The organism is Thiorhodococcus drewsii AZ1, from assembly GCF_000224065.1.
GTDB classification, from domain to species: Bacteria; Pseudomonadota; Gammaproteobacteria; order Chromatiales; family Chromatiaceae; genus Imhoffiella; species Imhoffiella drewsii.
The window spans coordinates 107959-124391 of sequence record NZ_AFWT01000017.1; the positions used below are offsets into that span (position 1 = coordinate 107959).

General features: G+C 62.7%; 15 protein-coding genes and 2 pseudogenes. 6 read left to right on the forward strand and 11 right to left on the reverse strand.

Annotation, left to right across the window (positions count from 1 at the left end; translation table 11 throughout):
• Window positions 1–28: 28 nt before the first annotated feature.
• From alaS to pncC, 4 genes are all read right to left on the reverse strand, one after another.
• Window positions 29–2632, reverse strand: a complete 2604-nt coding sequence (gene alaS, locus THIDRDRAFT_RS13065) for an alanine--tRNA ligase (RefSeq protein ID WP_007041327.1) — start codon at window positions 2630–2632, stop codon at window positions 29–31.
• A 39-nt stretch (window positions 2633–2671) separates the two neighbouring features.
• Window positions 2672–3154, reverse strand: coding sequence for a regulatory protein RecX (locus THIDRDRAFT_RS13070; RefSeq protein WP_007041328.1), 483 nt, complete (start codon window positions 3152–3154; stop codon window positions 2672–2674).
• Window positions 3151–4191 (reverse strand): recombinase RecA, encoded by a 1041-nt coding sequence (recA, locus tag THIDRDRAFT_RS13075; RefSeq protein ID WP_007041329.1) that lies wholly within the window; start codon window positions 4189–4191, stop codon window positions 3151–3153. The genes THIDRDRAFT_RS13070 and recA overlap by 4 nt, the downstream gene beginning before the upstream one ends.
• Window positions 4192–4369: 178 nt before the next feature.
• Window positions 4370–4879, reverse strand: a complete 510-nt coding sequence (gene pncC / locus THIDRDRAFT_RS13080; protein WP_007041330.1) for a nicotinamide-nucleotide amidase — start codon at window positions 4877–4879, stop codon at window positions 4370–4372.
• Between the two features lie 134 nt (window positions 4880–5013).
• Here pncC and THIDRDRAFT_RS13085 point away from each other — a divergent pair, with 134 nt between their 5' ends.
• From THIDRDRAFT_RS13085 to THIDRDRAFT_RS13095, 3 genes are all read left to right on the forward strand, one after another.
• Window positions 5014–5295, forward strand: coding sequence for a cupin domain-containing protein (locus tag THIDRDRAFT_RS13085; protein WP_007041331.1), 282 nt, complete (start codon window positions 5014–5016; stop codon window positions 5293–5295).
• A gap of 61 nt (window positions 5296–5356) precedes the next feature.
• The gene (locus THIDRDRAFT_RS13090) at window positions 5357–5839 is read left to right on the forward strand and encodes a DUF302 domain-containing protein (protein WP_007041332.1); all 483 of its coding nucleotides are present in this window, start codon (window positions 5357–5359) and stop codon (window positions 5837–5839) included.
• Between the two features lie 3 nt (window positions 5840–5842).
• Window positions 5843–7312, forward strand: coding sequence for a 2Fe-2S iron-sulfur cluster-binding protein (locus THIDRDRAFT_RS13095; protein ID WP_007041333.1), 1470 nt, complete (start codon window positions 5843–5845; stop codon window positions 7310–7312).
• Window positions 7313–7318: 6 nt separating this feature from the next.
• Here the strand turns inward: THIDRDRAFT_RS13095 and THIDRDRAFT_RS13100 are convergent, their stop codons facing one another.
• The 5 genes from THIDRDRAFT_RS13100 to THIDRDRAFT_RS13120 form a co-directional block, all read right to left on the reverse strand.
• Window positions 7319–7501 carry a hypothetical protein gene (locus tag THIDRDRAFT_RS13100; protein WP_007041334.1) on the reverse strand — a complete coding sequence of 61 codons (183 nt, stop codon included), beginning with the start codon at window positions 7499–7501 and terminating at the stop codon, window positions 7319–7321.
• Between the two features lie 186 nt (window positions 7502–7687).
• The gene (gene ubiG, locus THIDRDRAFT_RS13105; protein WP_007041335.1) at window positions 7688–8440 is read right to left on the reverse strand and encodes a bifunctional 2-polyprenyl-6-hydroxyphenol methylase/3-demethylubiquinol 3-O-methyltransferase UbiG; all 753 of its coding nucleotides are present in this window, start codon (window positions 8438–8440) and stop codon (window positions 7688–7690) included.
• 153 nt (window positions 8441–8593) lie between these two features.
• Window positions 8594–9679 carry a cell division protein ZapE gene (gene zapE / locus THIDRDRAFT_RS13110; RefSeq protein WP_007041336.1) on the reverse strand — a complete coding sequence of 362 codons (1086 nt, stop codon included), beginning with the start codon at window positions 9677–9679 and terminating at the stop codon, window positions 8594–8596.
• Between the two features lie 106 nt (window positions 9680–9785).
• Window positions 9786–10985: a pyridoxal phosphate-dependent aminotransferase gene (locus tag THIDRDRAFT_RS13115; RefSeq protein WP_007041337.1), complete on the reverse strand. Its 1200-nt coding sequence runs from the start codon at window positions 10983–10985 to the stop codon at window positions 9786–9788.
• Window positions 10982–11752 (reverse strand): HAD-IA family hydrolase, encoded by a 771-nt coding sequence (locus tag THIDRDRAFT_RS13120; protein ID WP_007041338.1) that lies wholly within the window; start codon window positions 11750–11752, stop codon window positions 10982–10984. Before THIDRDRAFT_RS13120 ends, THIDRDRAFT_RS13115 begins: the two co-directional genes overlap by 4 nt.
• 224 nt (window positions 11753–11976) lie before the next feature.
• Here THIDRDRAFT_RS13120 and dksA point away from each other — a divergent pair, with 224 nt between their 5' ends.
• Both dksA and gluQRS read left to right on the forward strand, forming a co-directional pair.
• Complete coding sequence (gene dksA, locus THIDRDRAFT_RS13125; RefSeq protein ID WP_007041339.1) at window positions 11977–12411, forward strand: RNA polymerase-binding protein DksA; 435 nt, start codon at window positions 11977–11979, stop codon at window positions 12409–12411.
• Window positions 12412–12437: 26 nt separating this feature from the next.
• Complete coding sequence (gene gluQRS / locus THIDRDRAFT_RS13130; RefSeq protein WP_007041340.1) at window positions 12438–13346, forward strand: tRNA glutamyl-Q(34) synthetase GluQRS; 909 nt, start codon at window positions 12438–12440, stop codon at window positions 13344–13346.
• Between the two features lie 35 nt (window positions 13347–13381).
• Here gluQRS and THIDRDRAFT_RS13135 read toward each other — a convergent pair whose 3' ends face one another.
• Window positions 13382–14008, reverse strand: a complete 627-nt coding sequence (locus THIDRDRAFT_RS13135) for a CHAP domain-containing protein (RefSeq protein WP_245535846.1) — start codon at window positions 14006–14008, stop codon at window positions 13382–13384.
• 980 nt (window positions 14009–14988) lie between these two features.
• Here THIDRDRAFT_RS13135 and THIDRDRAFT_RS13140 point away from each other — a divergent pair.
• Window positions 14989–15777: pseudogene (locus THIDRDRAFT_RS13140) on the forward strand (IS4 family transposase); the annotation flags it as partial.
• On the opposite strand, the pseudogene THIDRDRAFT_RS13145 reads toward THIDRDRAFT_RS13140, so the two are convergent.
• Window positions 15738–16433, reverse strand: a pseudogene (locus tag THIDRDRAFT_RS13145) (DDE-type integrase/transposase/recombinase); the annotation flags it as partial. The pseudogenes THIDRDRAFT_RS13140 and THIDRDRAFT_RS13145 sit on opposite strands and share 40 nt — an antisense overlap.

Here is a 16433-nt window from a genome sequence, read left to right on the forward strand (position 1 = left end):
CGGCCATGCCGTCGGACTCCAGAGACGGTTAGGAGAGACGTCCTCTCACCCAGCCGTCGACAGACGCGAGCGCGCCCGGGATACCAGCCGGGTCGTTGCCGCCAGCCTGAGCCATATCTGGACGCCCACCGCCCTTGCCACCGACCTGGGTCGCAATCTCGCGAATCAGATCGCCGGCCTTGAAGCGGTCGGTCAGGTCCTTGGTGACGCCGGCGACCAGGCTGACCTTACCGTCCGCCTCGGTCGCAAGCACGATGACCGCAGAGCCCAGCTTGTCCTTGAGCTGATCCATGGTGGTTCGCAGGCTCTTGGGATCGGCGCCATCGAGCCGGGCGGCCAGCACCCTGACACCTTCGACGTCGCGCGCCTGCGCGGCCAGATCCTGGCCGGCCGAGCTTGCGAGCTTGCTCTTGAGCTGCTCCAGCTCCTTTTCGAGACGGCGCGCGCGCTCGACCAGTTGGACCACGCGCTCGTCGACATCCTCGCGCCCACCCTTGAGCAGACCCGCCAGACGCAGCAAACGCTCCTCGTCAGCCTCGACCCAGTCGAGCGCCGCTGCGCCCGTGATGGCCTCGATACGACGGACCCCAGCGGCAATGCCGGTTTCGTTGACGATCTTGACCAGACCGATGTCGCCGACCGCCTTGACGTGGGTGCCACCACACAGCTCGGTGGAGAAATCGCCCATGCGCAGCACGCGCACCTGATCGGCATATTTCTCGCCGAAGAGTGCCATGGCACCGGACGCCTTGGCGTCATCGAGACTCATGATTCGGGTTTCGACCAGATGGTTGGCGCGCACCTCGCGGTTGACCAGACGCTCGATCTCCAACAGCTGCTCGCGCGAGACCGGTTCGAAGTGCGAGAAATCGAAACGCAGACGCTCTGGACCGACCAGCGAACCCTTCTGCTGGACGTGATCGCCGAGCACCTGACGTAAGGCCGCGTGCAGAAGGTGCGTGGCCGAGTGATTCAGGGCGGTTTCAAGCCGACGCTCGGCATCGACGCGCGCATCGACCCGGTCACCAACCGTCAGCGATCCTTCGAGCACGCGCCCGACGTGAATCATGACGCCGCCGCCCTTCTTCTGGGTATCGACCACCTCGAAACGGGCGGTCTCGGTGGACAGCCAGCCATGGTCGCCGACCTGGCCACCGGACTCGCCGTAGAAGGGCGTAATGTCCAGAACGACCAACCCTTCCTCGCCCGATTCGAGCGCGTCGCAGGAGACACCGTCGCGATAGAGTGCGACAACGGTCGCCTCTTCCCGAAGACGCTCGTAGCCGCAAAAATCGGTCTCACCCTGGACCTGGATCTCCAGGGTCTGGGTGGCACCGAACTGACTCGCCGCGCGGGCACGCTCCTTCTGTGCACCCATCGCCGACTCGAAGCCCTCCATGTCCAGCGTCAGACCACGCTCGCGAGCGATATCCGCAGTCAGGTCGGTCGGAAAGCCGTAGGTGTCGTAGAGCTTGAACACGGTCTCGCCAGGGATGCGATCACCGGATAGCCCGGCGATCGCCTCGTCCAGGATGCGCATGCCGTGATCGAGGGTCTCGGCGAAGCGTTCCTCTTCCAGCTTGATCAGGCGCTCGACATGGGCCTGAGCGCTCTTGAGCTCCGGATAGGCATCGCCCATCTCGACGACCAGCGGCGCAACCAAACGATGGAAGAAGGGGTCGCTGCAACCGAGCCGATAACCGTGACGGATCGCCCGGCGCATGATGCGGCGCAGCACGTAGCCGCGCCCCTCGTTGCTTGGCGTCACGCCGTCGATGATGAGGAAGGCGGTCGAGCGGATGTGGTCGGCGATGACACGCAGCGATTTATCGGCCCGGTCGGCGCACCCCGTCACCTCGGCCGCCGCCTCGATCAGATGGCGGAAAAGATCGATATCGTAATTGCTGTGCACGCCCTGCTTCACGGCCGCGAGACGCTCCAACCCCATGCCGGTGTCCACCGAGGGACGCGGCAGCGGCGTCATTTTGCCCTCGGCGTCGCGATTGAACTGCATGAAGACCAGATTCCAGATCTCGACGTAACGGTCGCCGTCCTCGTCGGGCGAGCCCGGAGGGCCGCCGGGGATCTCGGGACCGTGATCGTAGAAGATCTCGGAACAGGGACCGCAGGGTCCCGTGTCGCCCATCGACCAGAAATTGTCCTTGGCGCCACAACGCGAGAAACGTTTGGCGTCGACACCGATCTCCTTGAGCCAGATGTCGGCGGCCTCGTCGTCGTCCTCGAAGACGGTGACCCAGAGACGCTCCGGCGGCAGCGACAGCACCTGGGTCAGATACTCCCAGGCGAAACCGATGGCCTCGCGCTTGAAGTAATCGCCGAAGCTGAAGTTACCCAGCATCTCGAAGAAGGTGTGATGACGCGCCGTGTAGCCGACATTCTCCAGGTCATTGTGCTTGCCGCCGGCACGCACGCAGCGCTGGGATGAAACAGCCCGGTTATAGGCACGCCGCTCACGTCCGAGGAACAGTTCCTTGAACTGAACCATCCCCGCATTGGTGAACAGCAGGGTCGGATCGTTGGCCGGAACCAAGGGGCTGGAGGCAACCTCCGCGTGTTGGCGTTGCGCGAAATAGTCGAGGAAGCTCGCTCGAAGCTCTGCACTGGTGATCATGGAGAAATCTCGAATGGACCGCTCGTCGAAAGGGCCCGGTCAGTCATTCCAGCGCAACAGACGCCGGATGGATTCGGTGGGAAACCCGCGCTGCGCGAGAAAACGCGCCCGCCGGGCGAAATCGGCGCGGTCCTCGGGCGGCTCGGCGCCGAAGCGCCGGTCGCAGACTGCAGCCAGACGCGCCTCCAAGGTCTCGTTCGAGACCTGAAGGCAGCGGTCGATCAATTCATCGGCGACACCCTTGTGGCGCAGCTCGCTGCGGATACGCAAAGGACCGAAGCCCTTCTCGATCCGCTCCTCGACATAGCGTTCGGCAAGACGCCTCTCGTCGATTGCACCCTCGCGTTCGAGCGGAATCAGCGCCTCGCGAATCACCGAGTCCTCGAAGCCGCGAACGGCGAGCTTCTGCTCCAGCTCTAGGCGAGAGTGCTCGCGCCCGGCCAGCAGACGCAGTGCCTGCTGACGGGCGGCGACGATTGGATCCGTCGCTGTCGAATGTCCAGCCTGGGCGCTCAGAATCACTCCTCCGGGAGCGTCTCGGGGCTCTCTTCAGCCGCTTCGTCAACCACTTTGGGCAACAGCTTCTCGCGAATCTTGGCCTCGATCGCCTGGGCAATCTCGGGATGTTCGAGCAGAAAGTTGCGGGCATTATCCTTGCCTTGACCGACGCGGTTGCCCTCATAGCTGTACCAGGCGCCCGACTTCTCGACGAAGCCCTCTTTGACGCCCAGATCGATGATCTCACCCTCGCGCGAAATACCCTGACCATAGAGGATGTCGAACTCGGCCTGCCTGAATGGCGGGGCCACCTTGTTCTTGACCACCTTGACCTTGGTCTCGTTCCCGACAACCTCATCGCCCTTCTTGATGCTGCCGGTGCGACGGATATCCAAACGCACCGAGGCATAGAATTTGAGCGCGTTACCACCGGTGGTGGTCTCGGGCGAACCGAACATGACGCCGATCTTCATCCGGATCTGGTTGATGAAGATGACGCAGCAGTTGGAGCGCTTGATGTTGGCCGTCAGCTTGCGCAGCGCCTGCGACATGAGGCGCGCCTGCAATCCGACGTGCGAATCGCCCATCTCGCCCTCGATCTCGGCCTTGGGCGTCAGTGCCGCGACCGAGTCGATCACGACGATGTCGACCGCATTGGAGCGCACCAGCATGTCGGTGATCTCCAGGGCCTGCTCGCCGGTGTCCGGCTGCGAGACCAGCAGATCGTTCATGTTGACGCCAAGCTTTTCGGCATAGACCGCATCGAGCGCGTGCTCGGCATCGACGAAAGCCGCCGTACCGCCGAGACGCTGGCACTCGGCAACGACGTGCAGCGTCAGGGTCGTCTTGCCCGAGGACTCCGGACCATAGATCTCGATCACGCGCCCCTTGGGAACGCCGCCGATACCCAGCGCGAGATCCAGCCCAAGCGAGCCGGTGGAGATGGCCTCCACGTTGCGCACGGCACCGGCGTCACCCATCCGCATGACCGAGCCCTTGCCGAACTGCTTCTCGATCTGGCCCAGGGCCGCAGCCAGCGCCTTTTTGCGGTTCTCGTCCATTCGATCTCCGTTAGATTCAGTTCGCTTCTGCCCGGTATTGGTCTGCTTCTTGGATCGCACTCTGATAACCGTGGCGCGCGCTCGACGCCCATGAAAACGGTGAATTATGGCATAGCTGGAGCGTGTGCGTCATATCCTGCGATGAGCGGACAAAAGCCCTCGCGCAAAGAACCAGCGCTCACCCATGCGCCGCCAGCAGATCGAAGAGCCGCTGCAGAGCGACACGCACCGTCTCCCGCCGCACCGCCTCGCGATCCCCACCGAATCGACAGCAGTCGGCCAGAACCCCTTCACCGGGAACACCCCAGGCGATCCAAACGGTACCGACCGGTTTCTCCTGCGTACCGCCACCAGGTCCGGCGATGCCGCTCACGGCCAAGGCGACCTGGGCGCGACTGCGGCCCAGCGCCCCGGCAACCATCTCCATCACCACCGCCTCACTGACCGCACCATGCCGCGCAAGGGTCTCCTCGCGCACGCCCAGCATCTCTTGCTTGGCGGCGTTGCTGTAGGTGACGAAGCCACGATCGAACCAGGCGCTGCTGCCGGCAACATCCGTGACGCACTTGGCGATCCAGCCACCCGTACAGGACTCGGCGCAGGCCAGCATCAGCGCGCGCGCAGTCAGACGCTCGCCGATACGGGCAGCAATCGTCTCGAACCCAAGGTCGGTGCTCTGTTCTATCATCGGGCGCGAGTGTCGCCGAACTCGGAGGTCGAGACAATCCCATGCGTGGAAATCGCCTGGATCGACCCACACATCCGGCGACGATGGTCTCAATTCCGCCATCCGGCGACGAACCGAAGGAGCCCCGATAACCGATGAGCGATTTAGAGATTCGGTGCGAGCACAAGCCCTCTCCCGCCAAGCTGGAGGTCATGGGCGTGGACGACTGGCCGATCTGGAAGAAGGAGGTCTCGACCTTCCCCTGGCAGTACAGCCAAACCGAGACCTGTTACGTGGTTAGAGGACGTTTCAGCGTCACCCCCGAGGGCGGCGAGCCCGCAAGCTTCACGCGCGGGGACCTCGTCACCTTCCCCGCCGGACTCTCCTGCACCTGGGAGATTCAAGAGCCGGTCGAAAAGCACTATCGACTCGACTGAGCCACACCGACCGCAAGCCCCTATCCCCCGACAACGAAAACGACGACGAGAGAGGATCACCATGCGCACCCTACCCTGGCTCACCCTGTTCCTGATGCTACTGCAGTCGCCCGCCCAGGCGAGCGACATGACGATCGCCGACACGGTGGTCAAGCTGCCATTGGCCGAGGACGTCACCATGGACGACGCGGTCGATTCCATGCTGCTTCGCGCCAACGCGCTCAATTTCAAGCTGGTCGCCCGACTGCCGCTGTCCAAGGAGCTGGATGCCATGGGCGTTCCCAGCAAGCATATTGAGATCTTCCAGTTCTGCGACGCCCGAATTGCGGCCCGAATGCTCAAGGCGAACCTGGATTTCTCGGCCTATCTGCCCTGTCGCATCACACTCATCCAGGATCAGGACGGCAAGCCCTGGCTGGTCACGCTCGATTTGGACCCGGTGATCGGCATGGCCGACCTGCCGCCCGAACTCAAGGAACTGGCCACCAAGGTGCGCGACACTATGATTGAGATCATGCACGCGGGCGCCAATGGAGACCTCTGAGCCATGAGCTATCTCAGCCTCTCGCGGGCCGCGCGGCTAGCGGGCATCACGCGATCCGAACTCCAATGCCGCATCCGCAGAGGCGAGATCCAAACCTTCGAGGGATCGATCGCGGTCGAGGATCTGCTCCGGGCCTTTCCCTCGACCCGTCTCGACGACGACTCGGCACTGGAACGTGTCGAGCGCATCAAGCGCGAGGCCCTGCCCAAGCGCGAGGAGACTGAGACGAGGCTCCCGGACGCTCAGGTCCTGGTCGCACGCCTGCACGGTCTGAGCGAAGGTCTCGCGAACCGCATCGCCGAGCTGGATGCGACAAAGGCGTTGCTCGACGAGACCAGCGAGCGCCTGACGGGGCTTGCCGACCTCTCGTCGAGCGATCTACCAGACGCTCTGGACGCTACGCGTGACTGGCTCGTGGAGCGTCGACGCCAACTCGACGCGGACGACACCTCCAGCAATCGGACCAGACTCTTCGTCAACGACACCTTTCTGCGCATCATGGCCGCCAACGTCAAACTCATCCCAAGCGGACACGACTTCTTCGTCGAGGGCAACGAATCCATCCTCGACGCCTCGGTACGCGCCGGACTCAAAATGAACTACGGCTGTTCCAGCGGCAACTGTGGCGACTGTAAAGCCCGTGTCGTCAGCGGTGAGACCTGGCGGATCCGCGATCACGACTATCTGTTGAGCGAGCGCGAAAAGGCGATGGGCTACATCCTCACCTGTTCGCACACCGCAGTGACCGACCTCGTGATCGAGGCCGCCGAGGCCAACAAGGTCACGGACCTGCCGCACCAGCGCATTCGCGCCAGCGTACGCACCATCGACCGACGCTCGCCGACCCTCATCTCGCTTCAGCTGCGGACACCGCGCACCCAGACCCTGCGGTTCATGGCCGGGCAGCGGGTGCAACTGACCTTGGCTAACGGCGAGAGTCGGGAATTGCCGATCGCGAGCTGTCCGTGCAACGGACGCAACCTCTGGTTTCTGATTCGACGCGGGGCGGACGCCTTCTCGACGGCCATCTTCGATACAGTGAAACAGGGGCAGAACCTGGAGATCGCAGGCCCGCACGGCACCTTCATCCTCACCGAGGACACCACGGACCCAGCCGTTTTCATCGCATTCGACGAGGGGATCGCTCCGATCAAGAGCCTGATCGAGCACGCCATCTCGATCGACATGATCGAGTCATTCGCACTCTATTGGGAGACGCGCCAGCCAGAGGGACATCACGAATCGGGCTGGTGTCGCGCCCTGCGCGACGCGCTGGGCAACTTCGAATTCATACCGAGCACCGGCGATGCGCCGGAGCAGATCGCAGACCAAATCGCACAGGGGCGGATAGATCGCGACCGGCACCGCTTCTACATCGCCGGCCCGGCCGAGCTGGTCGGACGGATGATCTCGCGATTGACTGAGATGGGAATACCGGAGGAGAGAATCGCCTCCGAACGCTTGGAGGACTGATCGTCCTCAGGCTGCTTGCGGTCTAGCCGCTTCGGGCGGCAAAAACACGGTGCCTTTGCCAAAGCGATTGACGGCCAGATCACGCACCCAGGACGGGGCGTCCGCATAGAGCCGGATATAGATATAGCCAAGATCGCCGCGCACCATGGACGCGACCCAGCGCTCCAGTTCCTGTTGTTTATTGTCCATCACTGCACACTCCACTCAGACCCTAATACATTCCCCAACGCCATAAGCGCGGGCTCGGGATCAATTGGGTATCCACTGCTTCACCCACTGCGGCAACCACGCCATTTATTACCTAGATTCCCTTCTTTCCTCCTGAGTATGCACGAAACGACGCCAATTCAACAGACCGTGAACCGAAAGAAATCCTCAGGATTCCTGCCGTTGAAGCAACAACATGTAGTTCACCCCGAGCCAGCGGCTGTAACTGAAACCGCGTGTCAATGGATTGACCCGCACACCCGTCTCATGGAGCAGGTCGAATTGATCGCCCAGATATTCCCGTACCATCTTCGGTGGAACCAACTTGCGGTAATGGTGCGTCCCACGCGGCAGCCAGCGCAGAATATATTCGGCCCCAAGTATGGCGATCACATAGGCGGCAGGGGTGCGATTGATGCTGGCGACGAACATCGTGCCGCCGGGCTCGACCAGCCGACCGCAGTCGGCCAGAAAATCGGGCAGGCAGTCGACGTGCTCGACCACCTCCATATTGAGCACCACATCGAAACGCAGCCCCTCGTCGACCAGTCGATCGACACTCGCCACGCGGTAGTCGATTGAGAGGCCGCTGGACTGCGCATGGAGGCGCGCCACGGCAATATTTTTCTCGGTCACGTCGACCCCGGTCACCTCGGCACCCAGACGCGCCATCGACTCGCTCAGGATGCCGCCACCACAGCCGACGTCGAGCACGCGCACCCCATCGAGCGGGCGCTCCTGTGCCGGATCCAACCCCAGATCGGTGGCAACCCGCTCGCGGATATAGGCCACCCGAAAGACATTGAGCCGATGCAGCGGCCAGAAGGGGCCTTCGACATCCCACCAACGGTGTGCGAGACGTTCGTAATAGGCCACCTCATCGGAATCGACGCTGGACGCACTCACGTGGGTCGAGGTCATAAGACGGGCTCCTGTGCGAGAATGTGAGACCAGAACGCATCCTTGAACCGCCAAGCGTTCAAAGCACATCGGTCAGAAAAAAGACGGCGGCAAAGCGCGCAATCCGGTGCGCGCTCGCCAATCAGATAGCGGATCTCGACACGAATCCAAGGCTCAGGATTCGGGTGCGACCGCTGCCAGATAATCGCGCGACTGCATCTCGATCAGACGACTGATCAGGCGCTCGTGCGCAAAATCCTTCATCCCGCCCTCATAGAGCTGAGCGACCGGCGCGGCGGCCGACATAATCAGCTTGACACGCTGGTCGTAGAACTCGTCGACCAGATGCAGAAAGCGCCGTGACGCATCATCCTGCTTCTGTCCGAGCAGCGGCACGCCGGACAGCAGCACCGTATGGTACTCGCGGGCAATCTCGATATAGTCCGACGCCGAGCGCATGGTCCCGCACAGGGCCGCGAAATCGAACCAGGCCACGTCCATGCCCAGACCGCGCACCGGGAAGGACCGTCCATTCACCTGGAAATCGCTGGCCCCCACTTCATGCCCACCGGTCAGCCGATGGAAATACTCGGCGAGATGACGCTCGCCATCCTCTGTGTCGAGGAAGAAGACGCCCTCCTCGGCCAGGGCGCGTAAACGGTAGTCCGTTCCGCCATCCAGCTCGAACACCCGGGTGTGCTCCTTGAGCAGATCGATGGCCGGCAGGAACAACTGCCGCTGCAGACCATTGCGATAGAGATCGTCCGGGGCCGTGTTCGCCGTCGTCACCAGCGTCACGCCACGCGAGAAGAGCGCCTTCAGCAGGCCGTGCAGCAGCATCGCATCGGTGATATCGGTCACCAGGAATTCGTCGAGACAGAGCACCCGCGCCTCGGCCCTAAGCCGATCGGCCACCACCTCCAGCGGATCCGGCTGCTTGGGCAGACGCGACATGATGTCGTGGACCTCGCGCATGAAGTGATGGAAATGGATCCGACGCTTTCCGGCCAGTTCCAGATCCTCCATGAACCAATCCATCAAATAGGTCTTGCCGCGCCCCACGCCACCCCAGAAATAGAGCCCCCGAACCGGTGCCACAGGGCCGGAGATGCGGTTGCGGATCTGTCCCAGCAAACCGCGACGCGGCTCGACAGGCGGCTCGCGGACGAGCGTGCAATGCAGCGATAAAAGAAGGTCGGCGGCCTGCTGCTGAACGCTGTCGAGTGGCTTGAAGGGCTTTTTGCAAATACTGTCGGTCATGAGCTGCAATCGGGTGTACCAACGTCAGCGCCCGCCCCGATGGGATGCGAGCGCGTGCGTTGGAAGGTGAAAGGAAACAGTGGGCCGCGCGGAAGGATGAATCGCGTCAGAACCGTGCCAGATAGGCCGCGATGCGCTCGACGCCCTCGGCCAGCCGATCCAGCTCCCGCGTATAGGCGAAGCGAACGTAGTGCCCGGCCTTGTGGTCGCCGAAATCCTGTCCGGGCGTCACTGCCACACCGGCCTCTTCGAGCAAACCGCTGGCGAAGGCCATGGAGTTCATCTCGACGCGTTCCGGCAATCCGGCATAGAGATAGAAGGCGCCGTCGGGACGGTTCGGGATCTGAAAGCCGAGCTCACGCAGCCTGGGCAGCAGGAAATCGCGCCGCTCCTCGAAGGCACGTCGGCGTTCCTCCAAAATATCCAGGGTCTCGGGCTCGAAGGCCGCCAACGCTGCGTACTGGGCCGGGGTATTGGCGGCGATGAAGAGATTCTGGGCCAATCGATCCATGACGCCGATCGCCTCTGCAGGACCTGCAACCCAGCCGAGACGCCATCCGGTCATACCGAAATACTTAGAGAAGCTGTTGATGACATAGAGGTCATCCTGCCCCAGGGCCAAAGCGGTCACGTCCGGCACCTGATAGATGAGCCCCTGATAGATCTCGTCGACGATGAGGGCCGCCCCGCGCTCCCGGCACAGGGTATAGAGATCGGCCAGCGCCGGGGCATCCAGAACGGATCCGGTCGGATTGGCCGGCGAGGCGACCACGAGAGCGCGCGTCCCGGGCACCCAGACCTGCTCGGCACGCTCGGCGGTCAACTGGAAATCGCTGTCGGCGCCGACCGGCACACACTGTGGCTCGGCACCGAGCAGACGCAGGACCTGACGATAGCAGGGATAGGAGGGATCGCCGAGCAGCACCCGGTCGCCCGGCTCCAGGAGCGCCGAGAACACCAGCTGCAGCGCGCCGGATGCACCCGGAGCGATCAGGATGCGCTCGGCCCCGACGGAAACGCCATAACGTCGGTCGTAATGGTCGGCGATCGCCTGACGTAGACTGCCGAGACCTGCCGCCGCCGTGTAATGGGTCAACCCTTCGGACAACGCGCGTTGCCCTGCCGCCAGGATGGGCTCGGGCGTGGTGAAGTCCGGCTCGCCGATTTCCAGATGGACGATGGAGCGACCGAGGGCCTCCAGTTCGCGCGCCCGCCCGAGCAGGCGCATTACATGGAAGGGCTCGACCGCAAGGGCTCGCGCAGCCAGGGGGCGCCCAATCGATGCTGTATAGCGACCGCTGCTCATGATGCCGCCCAAACGTCGCGATGCAAACGATCCAGCCGCGCCAGATCGACCCAGGGGGGATCGTCCAGCTCGCCGACCAGGGCACGCGCCGGCTGCTCGGGACCGCCGAGCGCATCGACCACCAGGGGCGCCGCACCGAAATCCTGACCGATCGTATAGTCGTTCACCGTCACCAGCAGGGCCCGGATTCCAGCCGCCAGGGCGGACTGGGCGCCATTGTCGGAGTCCTCGATAGCGACAGCGTCCTCCGGCCCGAGACCCAGCTCGGACAGCGCCGACACGAAGATGTCCGGCGCAGGCTTTTTGTTGGGCACCTGGTCGCCCGCTGCGATCACCTCGAACCAGGACGAGAGACCGGGCTCGCCCGCATGATCGAGCAGCTCGACGACGTTCTCAGGGGTCGTGGTGGTCGCCACCGCAAGACGGATTCCGGCCTCGCGCGCCTCGCGCAGCAGGCGCATGACACCGACCCTCAACGGAATGCGTCCCTCGCGCAGCATCGAAAGATAGTGGCGCGTCTTGGCCGCGTGCAGATCGGCGACGAAGGTCTCGGCGGCATCCAGCGAAATCCCGGCCCGATCCATGTAGTAACGGATCCGCTCCTTGCCGCCAGCGACGGCCAAAAGCTCGCCATAGAGCACCGGATCCCAGTGCCAATCCAGCCCGACCTCGACGAAGGCGGCATTGAAGGCCACCCGATGGCCATCGCCCTCGGTGTCAGCGAGCGTGCCATCCACATCGAAGATCAATGCCTTGAATCCCAACATACAGCGACTCCACCTTGCTCTCACATGAACCTGCGCCGGCTCGAAGGGCAAAGATTACCCCACCGACGCGGGCCGCGCACCGCCATGAGACCCTGTATCAAGTTGCTCAGAAGACGCCGATCTGATACTAAAGCAGGTTTTCGCGGCGCGGATCCGAGGAGAGGAGCGATGGACCGATCCGGTCCGCGAGACATCTCTACGACTCGAGCCTTCGGGAGAGCACAATGGCCGAAGCAATAACACAAGAAAACGAGACGTTTACCTTCGAACCCTACAACGCGGGGAGCGACGAAGAGTACATGAACCCCGAGCAGGAGGAGCATTTTCGCGAAATCCTCCTCGCTTGGAAAAGATCACTGATGGAAGAGGTCGATCGCACCGTTCACCACATGCAGGACGAGGCGACCAATTTCCCCGACCCCAATGATCGCGCGACCCAAGAGTCAGAGTTCAGCCTCGAACTGCGTACACGCGATCGCGAGCGCAAGTTGATCAAAAAGATCGACGAGGCACTCGGTCGCCTCGACGAACACGACTACGGCTTCTGCGAGGCATGCGGTGTGGAGATCGGCATCCGTCGATTGGAGGCTCGACCCACCGCGACCCTCTGCATCGACTGCAAGACACTGGACGAGATCCGCGAGAAGCAGCGCGGCTGAGGAGTGTCGTCCCTTCCGATCGAAGCATGGCGGAAGACACCCCGGACATCCCATCCTACCGAGGGCGCTTCGCGCCCTCGCCCACTGGAGCCCTGCATTTCGGCTCCCTGATCGCGGCCCTCGCCAGCTATGCCGATGCACGCGCCCACCAGGGCGCTTGGATCCTACGCATGGAGGATCTGGATCGCCCCCGTGAGCGACCTGGGGCCGCCGAGCGTATCCTGGAGACGCTGCGCGCGTTCGGCTTCGCTTGGGACGAACCGATCCTCTATCAGAGCGCACGCACCTCTGCCTATAACGAGGCGCTTGCCCGACTCACCCAGCTCGGACTCGCCTACCCCTGCGGCTGCACCCGATCCGAGATCGCCACCATCGCCACGCTCGGCGCGGAAGGCCCCATCTATCCAGGCACCTGCCGCAAAGGTCTCGCCCAAGGGCGCGCCCAGAGAAGCATCCGGCTGAATACGCACGGGGCGCGGATCGATTTCGAGGATCGAATCCAAGGCCCCCAGAGCCAGTCGATCGAGGAAGCCACTGGCGACTTCGTGCTGCATCGGGCCGACGGCATCCACGCCTATCAGCTCGCCGTCGTGGTCGATGACGCCTATCAGGGCATCACCCACGTGGTTCGCGGTGCCGACCTGCTGCTCTCGACGCCGCGCCAGATCCTGCTGCAACGTCTTCTCGGCTGCTCCCGACCCACCTACGGCCACGTGCCTCTGATCCTTGACGAGCAGGGACACAAGCTCAGCAAATCGCATTCGGCAGCGCCGGTCGATCCAAGCAATCCATTACCAGCACTAAATTTGGCCTGGAGACTGCTCGGTCAACCACCCCTACCCGATCACGACAGCCCGCAAGCATTTTGGGACCTGGCGATTCCACGCTGGCGCCTAGAGGACATCCCGTCCAGAGGGGCCATAACCATCACATAAATCGCGCGCCGACTCATGCGCTGAGAGGCGTGTGGCTAGCGGGTCGTCAGCGGATAGACCCAACCAGCGATGCGCCCTCCTTCCGGGTTGCGGATCGCTCCAGGCTGGACATCCATGAGGGTGAAACGCCCACCCACGGTGAACAGGCGAATCCGACGCGCATAGGCCGTCGGATCGCGCCACGGACGGTTGTCGTAGTTTTCCTCAGCGAGCGCGACCCAACCTTGGTCGAGATCCACGTCCACCACCACGGCCACATGCCCGAAACGCCACTCGTCATCCCCCGGATCGGGCGCATAGATCACCAGATCGCCGCGCCTTGGGGCACGCTTGGCGGCTCCATTGAGCGAACGGCCGAGTGGAACCGGAGTGCGGCCGGGCAGCTTTAGTCCCTCCTCTAGACCGAAGATGTCCGCGGCGGTCGGAACATCCCCGAAGGTCAGGCCAAGGTTGCGGATCCACCAGCGCCGCGCGTACTCGACGCATTGATAGGTCACGCCCGCGTATTCGAGCCGCTGCGGATCGGGCGACGTTTTCCCGACGCGGATCTCTCCCGATTCGGGATCGACGTAGCTGAAATCCAGACGAAGACAGGTCGAGACGCAGTTCGAGCGAGCCTCGACCCCACCCGAGACACCGAGCCGCGATCCAAACGGCGTCACGCAGGGCCCATCGCACGCCCGCCGAGCGGCACGAAGTCGCGACAGGCGTTCCAGCGGCCCGACATTTGAGGGCCGAACCATGAGGTCCGCACCGTCCGTATGCGGAAGGTGCTGGGCTGCCGGGTCTATCGATGGGGGTGCTTCGGCAAAGGACGGTCTAGAGATGAGGCTGACCAGGCCAACAAGGGCAGCGAACAACATGCACCGGCAGAAACGGTCGAAAGCAAGAACGGGATGGATCATGTTGTTCGGTTCATGTGGACAGCAGCGATCATCATACTACCCCAGCAACCAATGAATGAGCTGTCGCTGCTGTCGAAAGGTCAAGTGGCAGTCAAACGCGGGGAGCGATCCGAGACCGTGCGAGGTTTGGTGTCGAGCTACAACCGCATAACGGACACAGAGGATCGTTTCGTGTTCAGCGTTTCAAGCTGCTTCCTAGAGTCAAGTAAACTGTCATCGGGACTCTGGAACGCTGAGTTTTCAAGGAAGCACGACTCCTGTATGACTCCGTAGGGCGCAATAGCGCAGCGTGTTGCGCCGAAAGGAAACTGACACAGGTCCATCAGATTCGTGGCACCAAGACGTACTTCGACGCGCGAAGAACATGCCACGTTTGTTGTGTCTCGGAGTGAGCAGCCTGTCAATCTGTAGTGCTGACCTTCCCGGTTGCCCGCTGGCGCCCTGTCATCGAAACGGCTCAATGGGAGCACTCAACGTCAGATTTCTGCGGCATTTCGGCTAACGTCTGTAGTGCCGATCTGTCGGTTCGGACATCGACGGATTAAAGTGGACCCTAAAAATCGGACAGTCATTTAAGTTGTCAGGCCGGCACGAAAGGGTTGATCACAATGGGTGAAGCAAAGCGCAAGACCTACGCCGCCGCGTTCAAAGCCAAAGTGGCCTTGGAGGCATCCCATTACACAGAACTCTGAGTGTACGATAGCGAACTATTTTTCTGAGACATGTTGGAGCACACGATGGGCTGGGCGTCGGAAGAATTGGCCTCGATTGATCTGGGCGACACGCGCCGCAACCGGCGCGCGATTCAGTTGATCGAGCGCTTGGCTGAGCATCCGACGGCGAGTATTCCGGGGGCCTGCAACGGCTGGTCGGAGACGCAGGCGGGCTATCGGTTTCTCGGCAGTGAAACCTACGACTGGCTCGACATCCTTGAGCCGCATCGTCAGTGCACGCAGACGCGCATGGCGGCCCATCCGGTGGTGCTGTGTCTGCAGGACACCACGGAGCTGGACTTCAACGGCCAGACGATCAAAAGGCTTGGTCCCTTGAGCTACGAGGCCCAGCGCGGGATGTATCTGCACCCAACCTACGCGGTGACGCCCGAGCGCGAACCGTTGGGTGTGCTGGATGCCTGGATGTGGGCGCGCGAGCCAAAAGACGCTGAAGGCCACCGCCCGGGAGCCCCCGAGAGTCTGCGCTGGAAGGAAGGCTATGAGCGGGTCGCGAACCTGGCCGGAGAGTTGCCCGACACCCCCCTGGTCTATGTGGCGGATCATGAGGCCGACATGCTGGAGCTGATGGTGCGCGCCCGTGATTTGGGCACCCCGGCCGATTGGCTGTTGCGCGCTAAGCATAACCGCGCGTTGCCCGGTGGCGAGGGCAAGAAGCTGTGGGGAAGTGTGCTGGAGAGCGAACCACTCGGGGAGGTGCGCTTCAACCTGCCGCCAGGACGCGGGCGCACCGCCCGAACGGTGCGTCAGGAACTCTATGCCCAGCGGGTGAGCCTTTCGGATCGGCGCCAAGGTTTCCTTGAGGTGTCAAGTCCCTGAAGATTATATACCCTTTTTTTGAATAGTTCGGGGCGTTTCTCGGCCCAATCCGTGAGGGCTTGAATCGGGGCGATGTGCCCGAGTGCTTTTTGCGGAATGTGCTGGTTGTAGACCTGGACGTAGCGGGTGATACTTTGCTCCAGGCTCTGTGAAGAGTCGAAACGTGTGGTGGCCAGCACCTCGGCGATGCGCCCATTGAAACGCTCGACCATGCCATTGGTCTGTGGGGTTCGGGGTTTGGTCAGGCGATGCTCGATGGCGTGCTGGGCGCAGACCTGATCGAAGCGATGCTGCCCCGTCGGCGAGCGCTCGCCCGTGGCGCAGAAACGGTCGGTGAACTCTTTACCGTTGTCGGTGAGGATCTTGGAGAGGGCGAACGGCGCCTTGGTGATCGAGGCGCTCGAGAAAGCCACTGGCTGAGGCCGCCGACTTATCGTCGAGGATCTCGACGTAGACCCAGCGGGTGGCACGGTCGATCGCCGCGAAGAGGTATTTTCGGCGGTCTTCATCGGGCATCTGGGGCAGGTACTTGACGTCGACGTGGACGAACCCAGGCGCATAGTCCTTGAAGGTCTTCACCGGACGCTTCGCGGTGTCCGCCTCCTGCGGGATCAGGGACTTGAGGTTGGAGA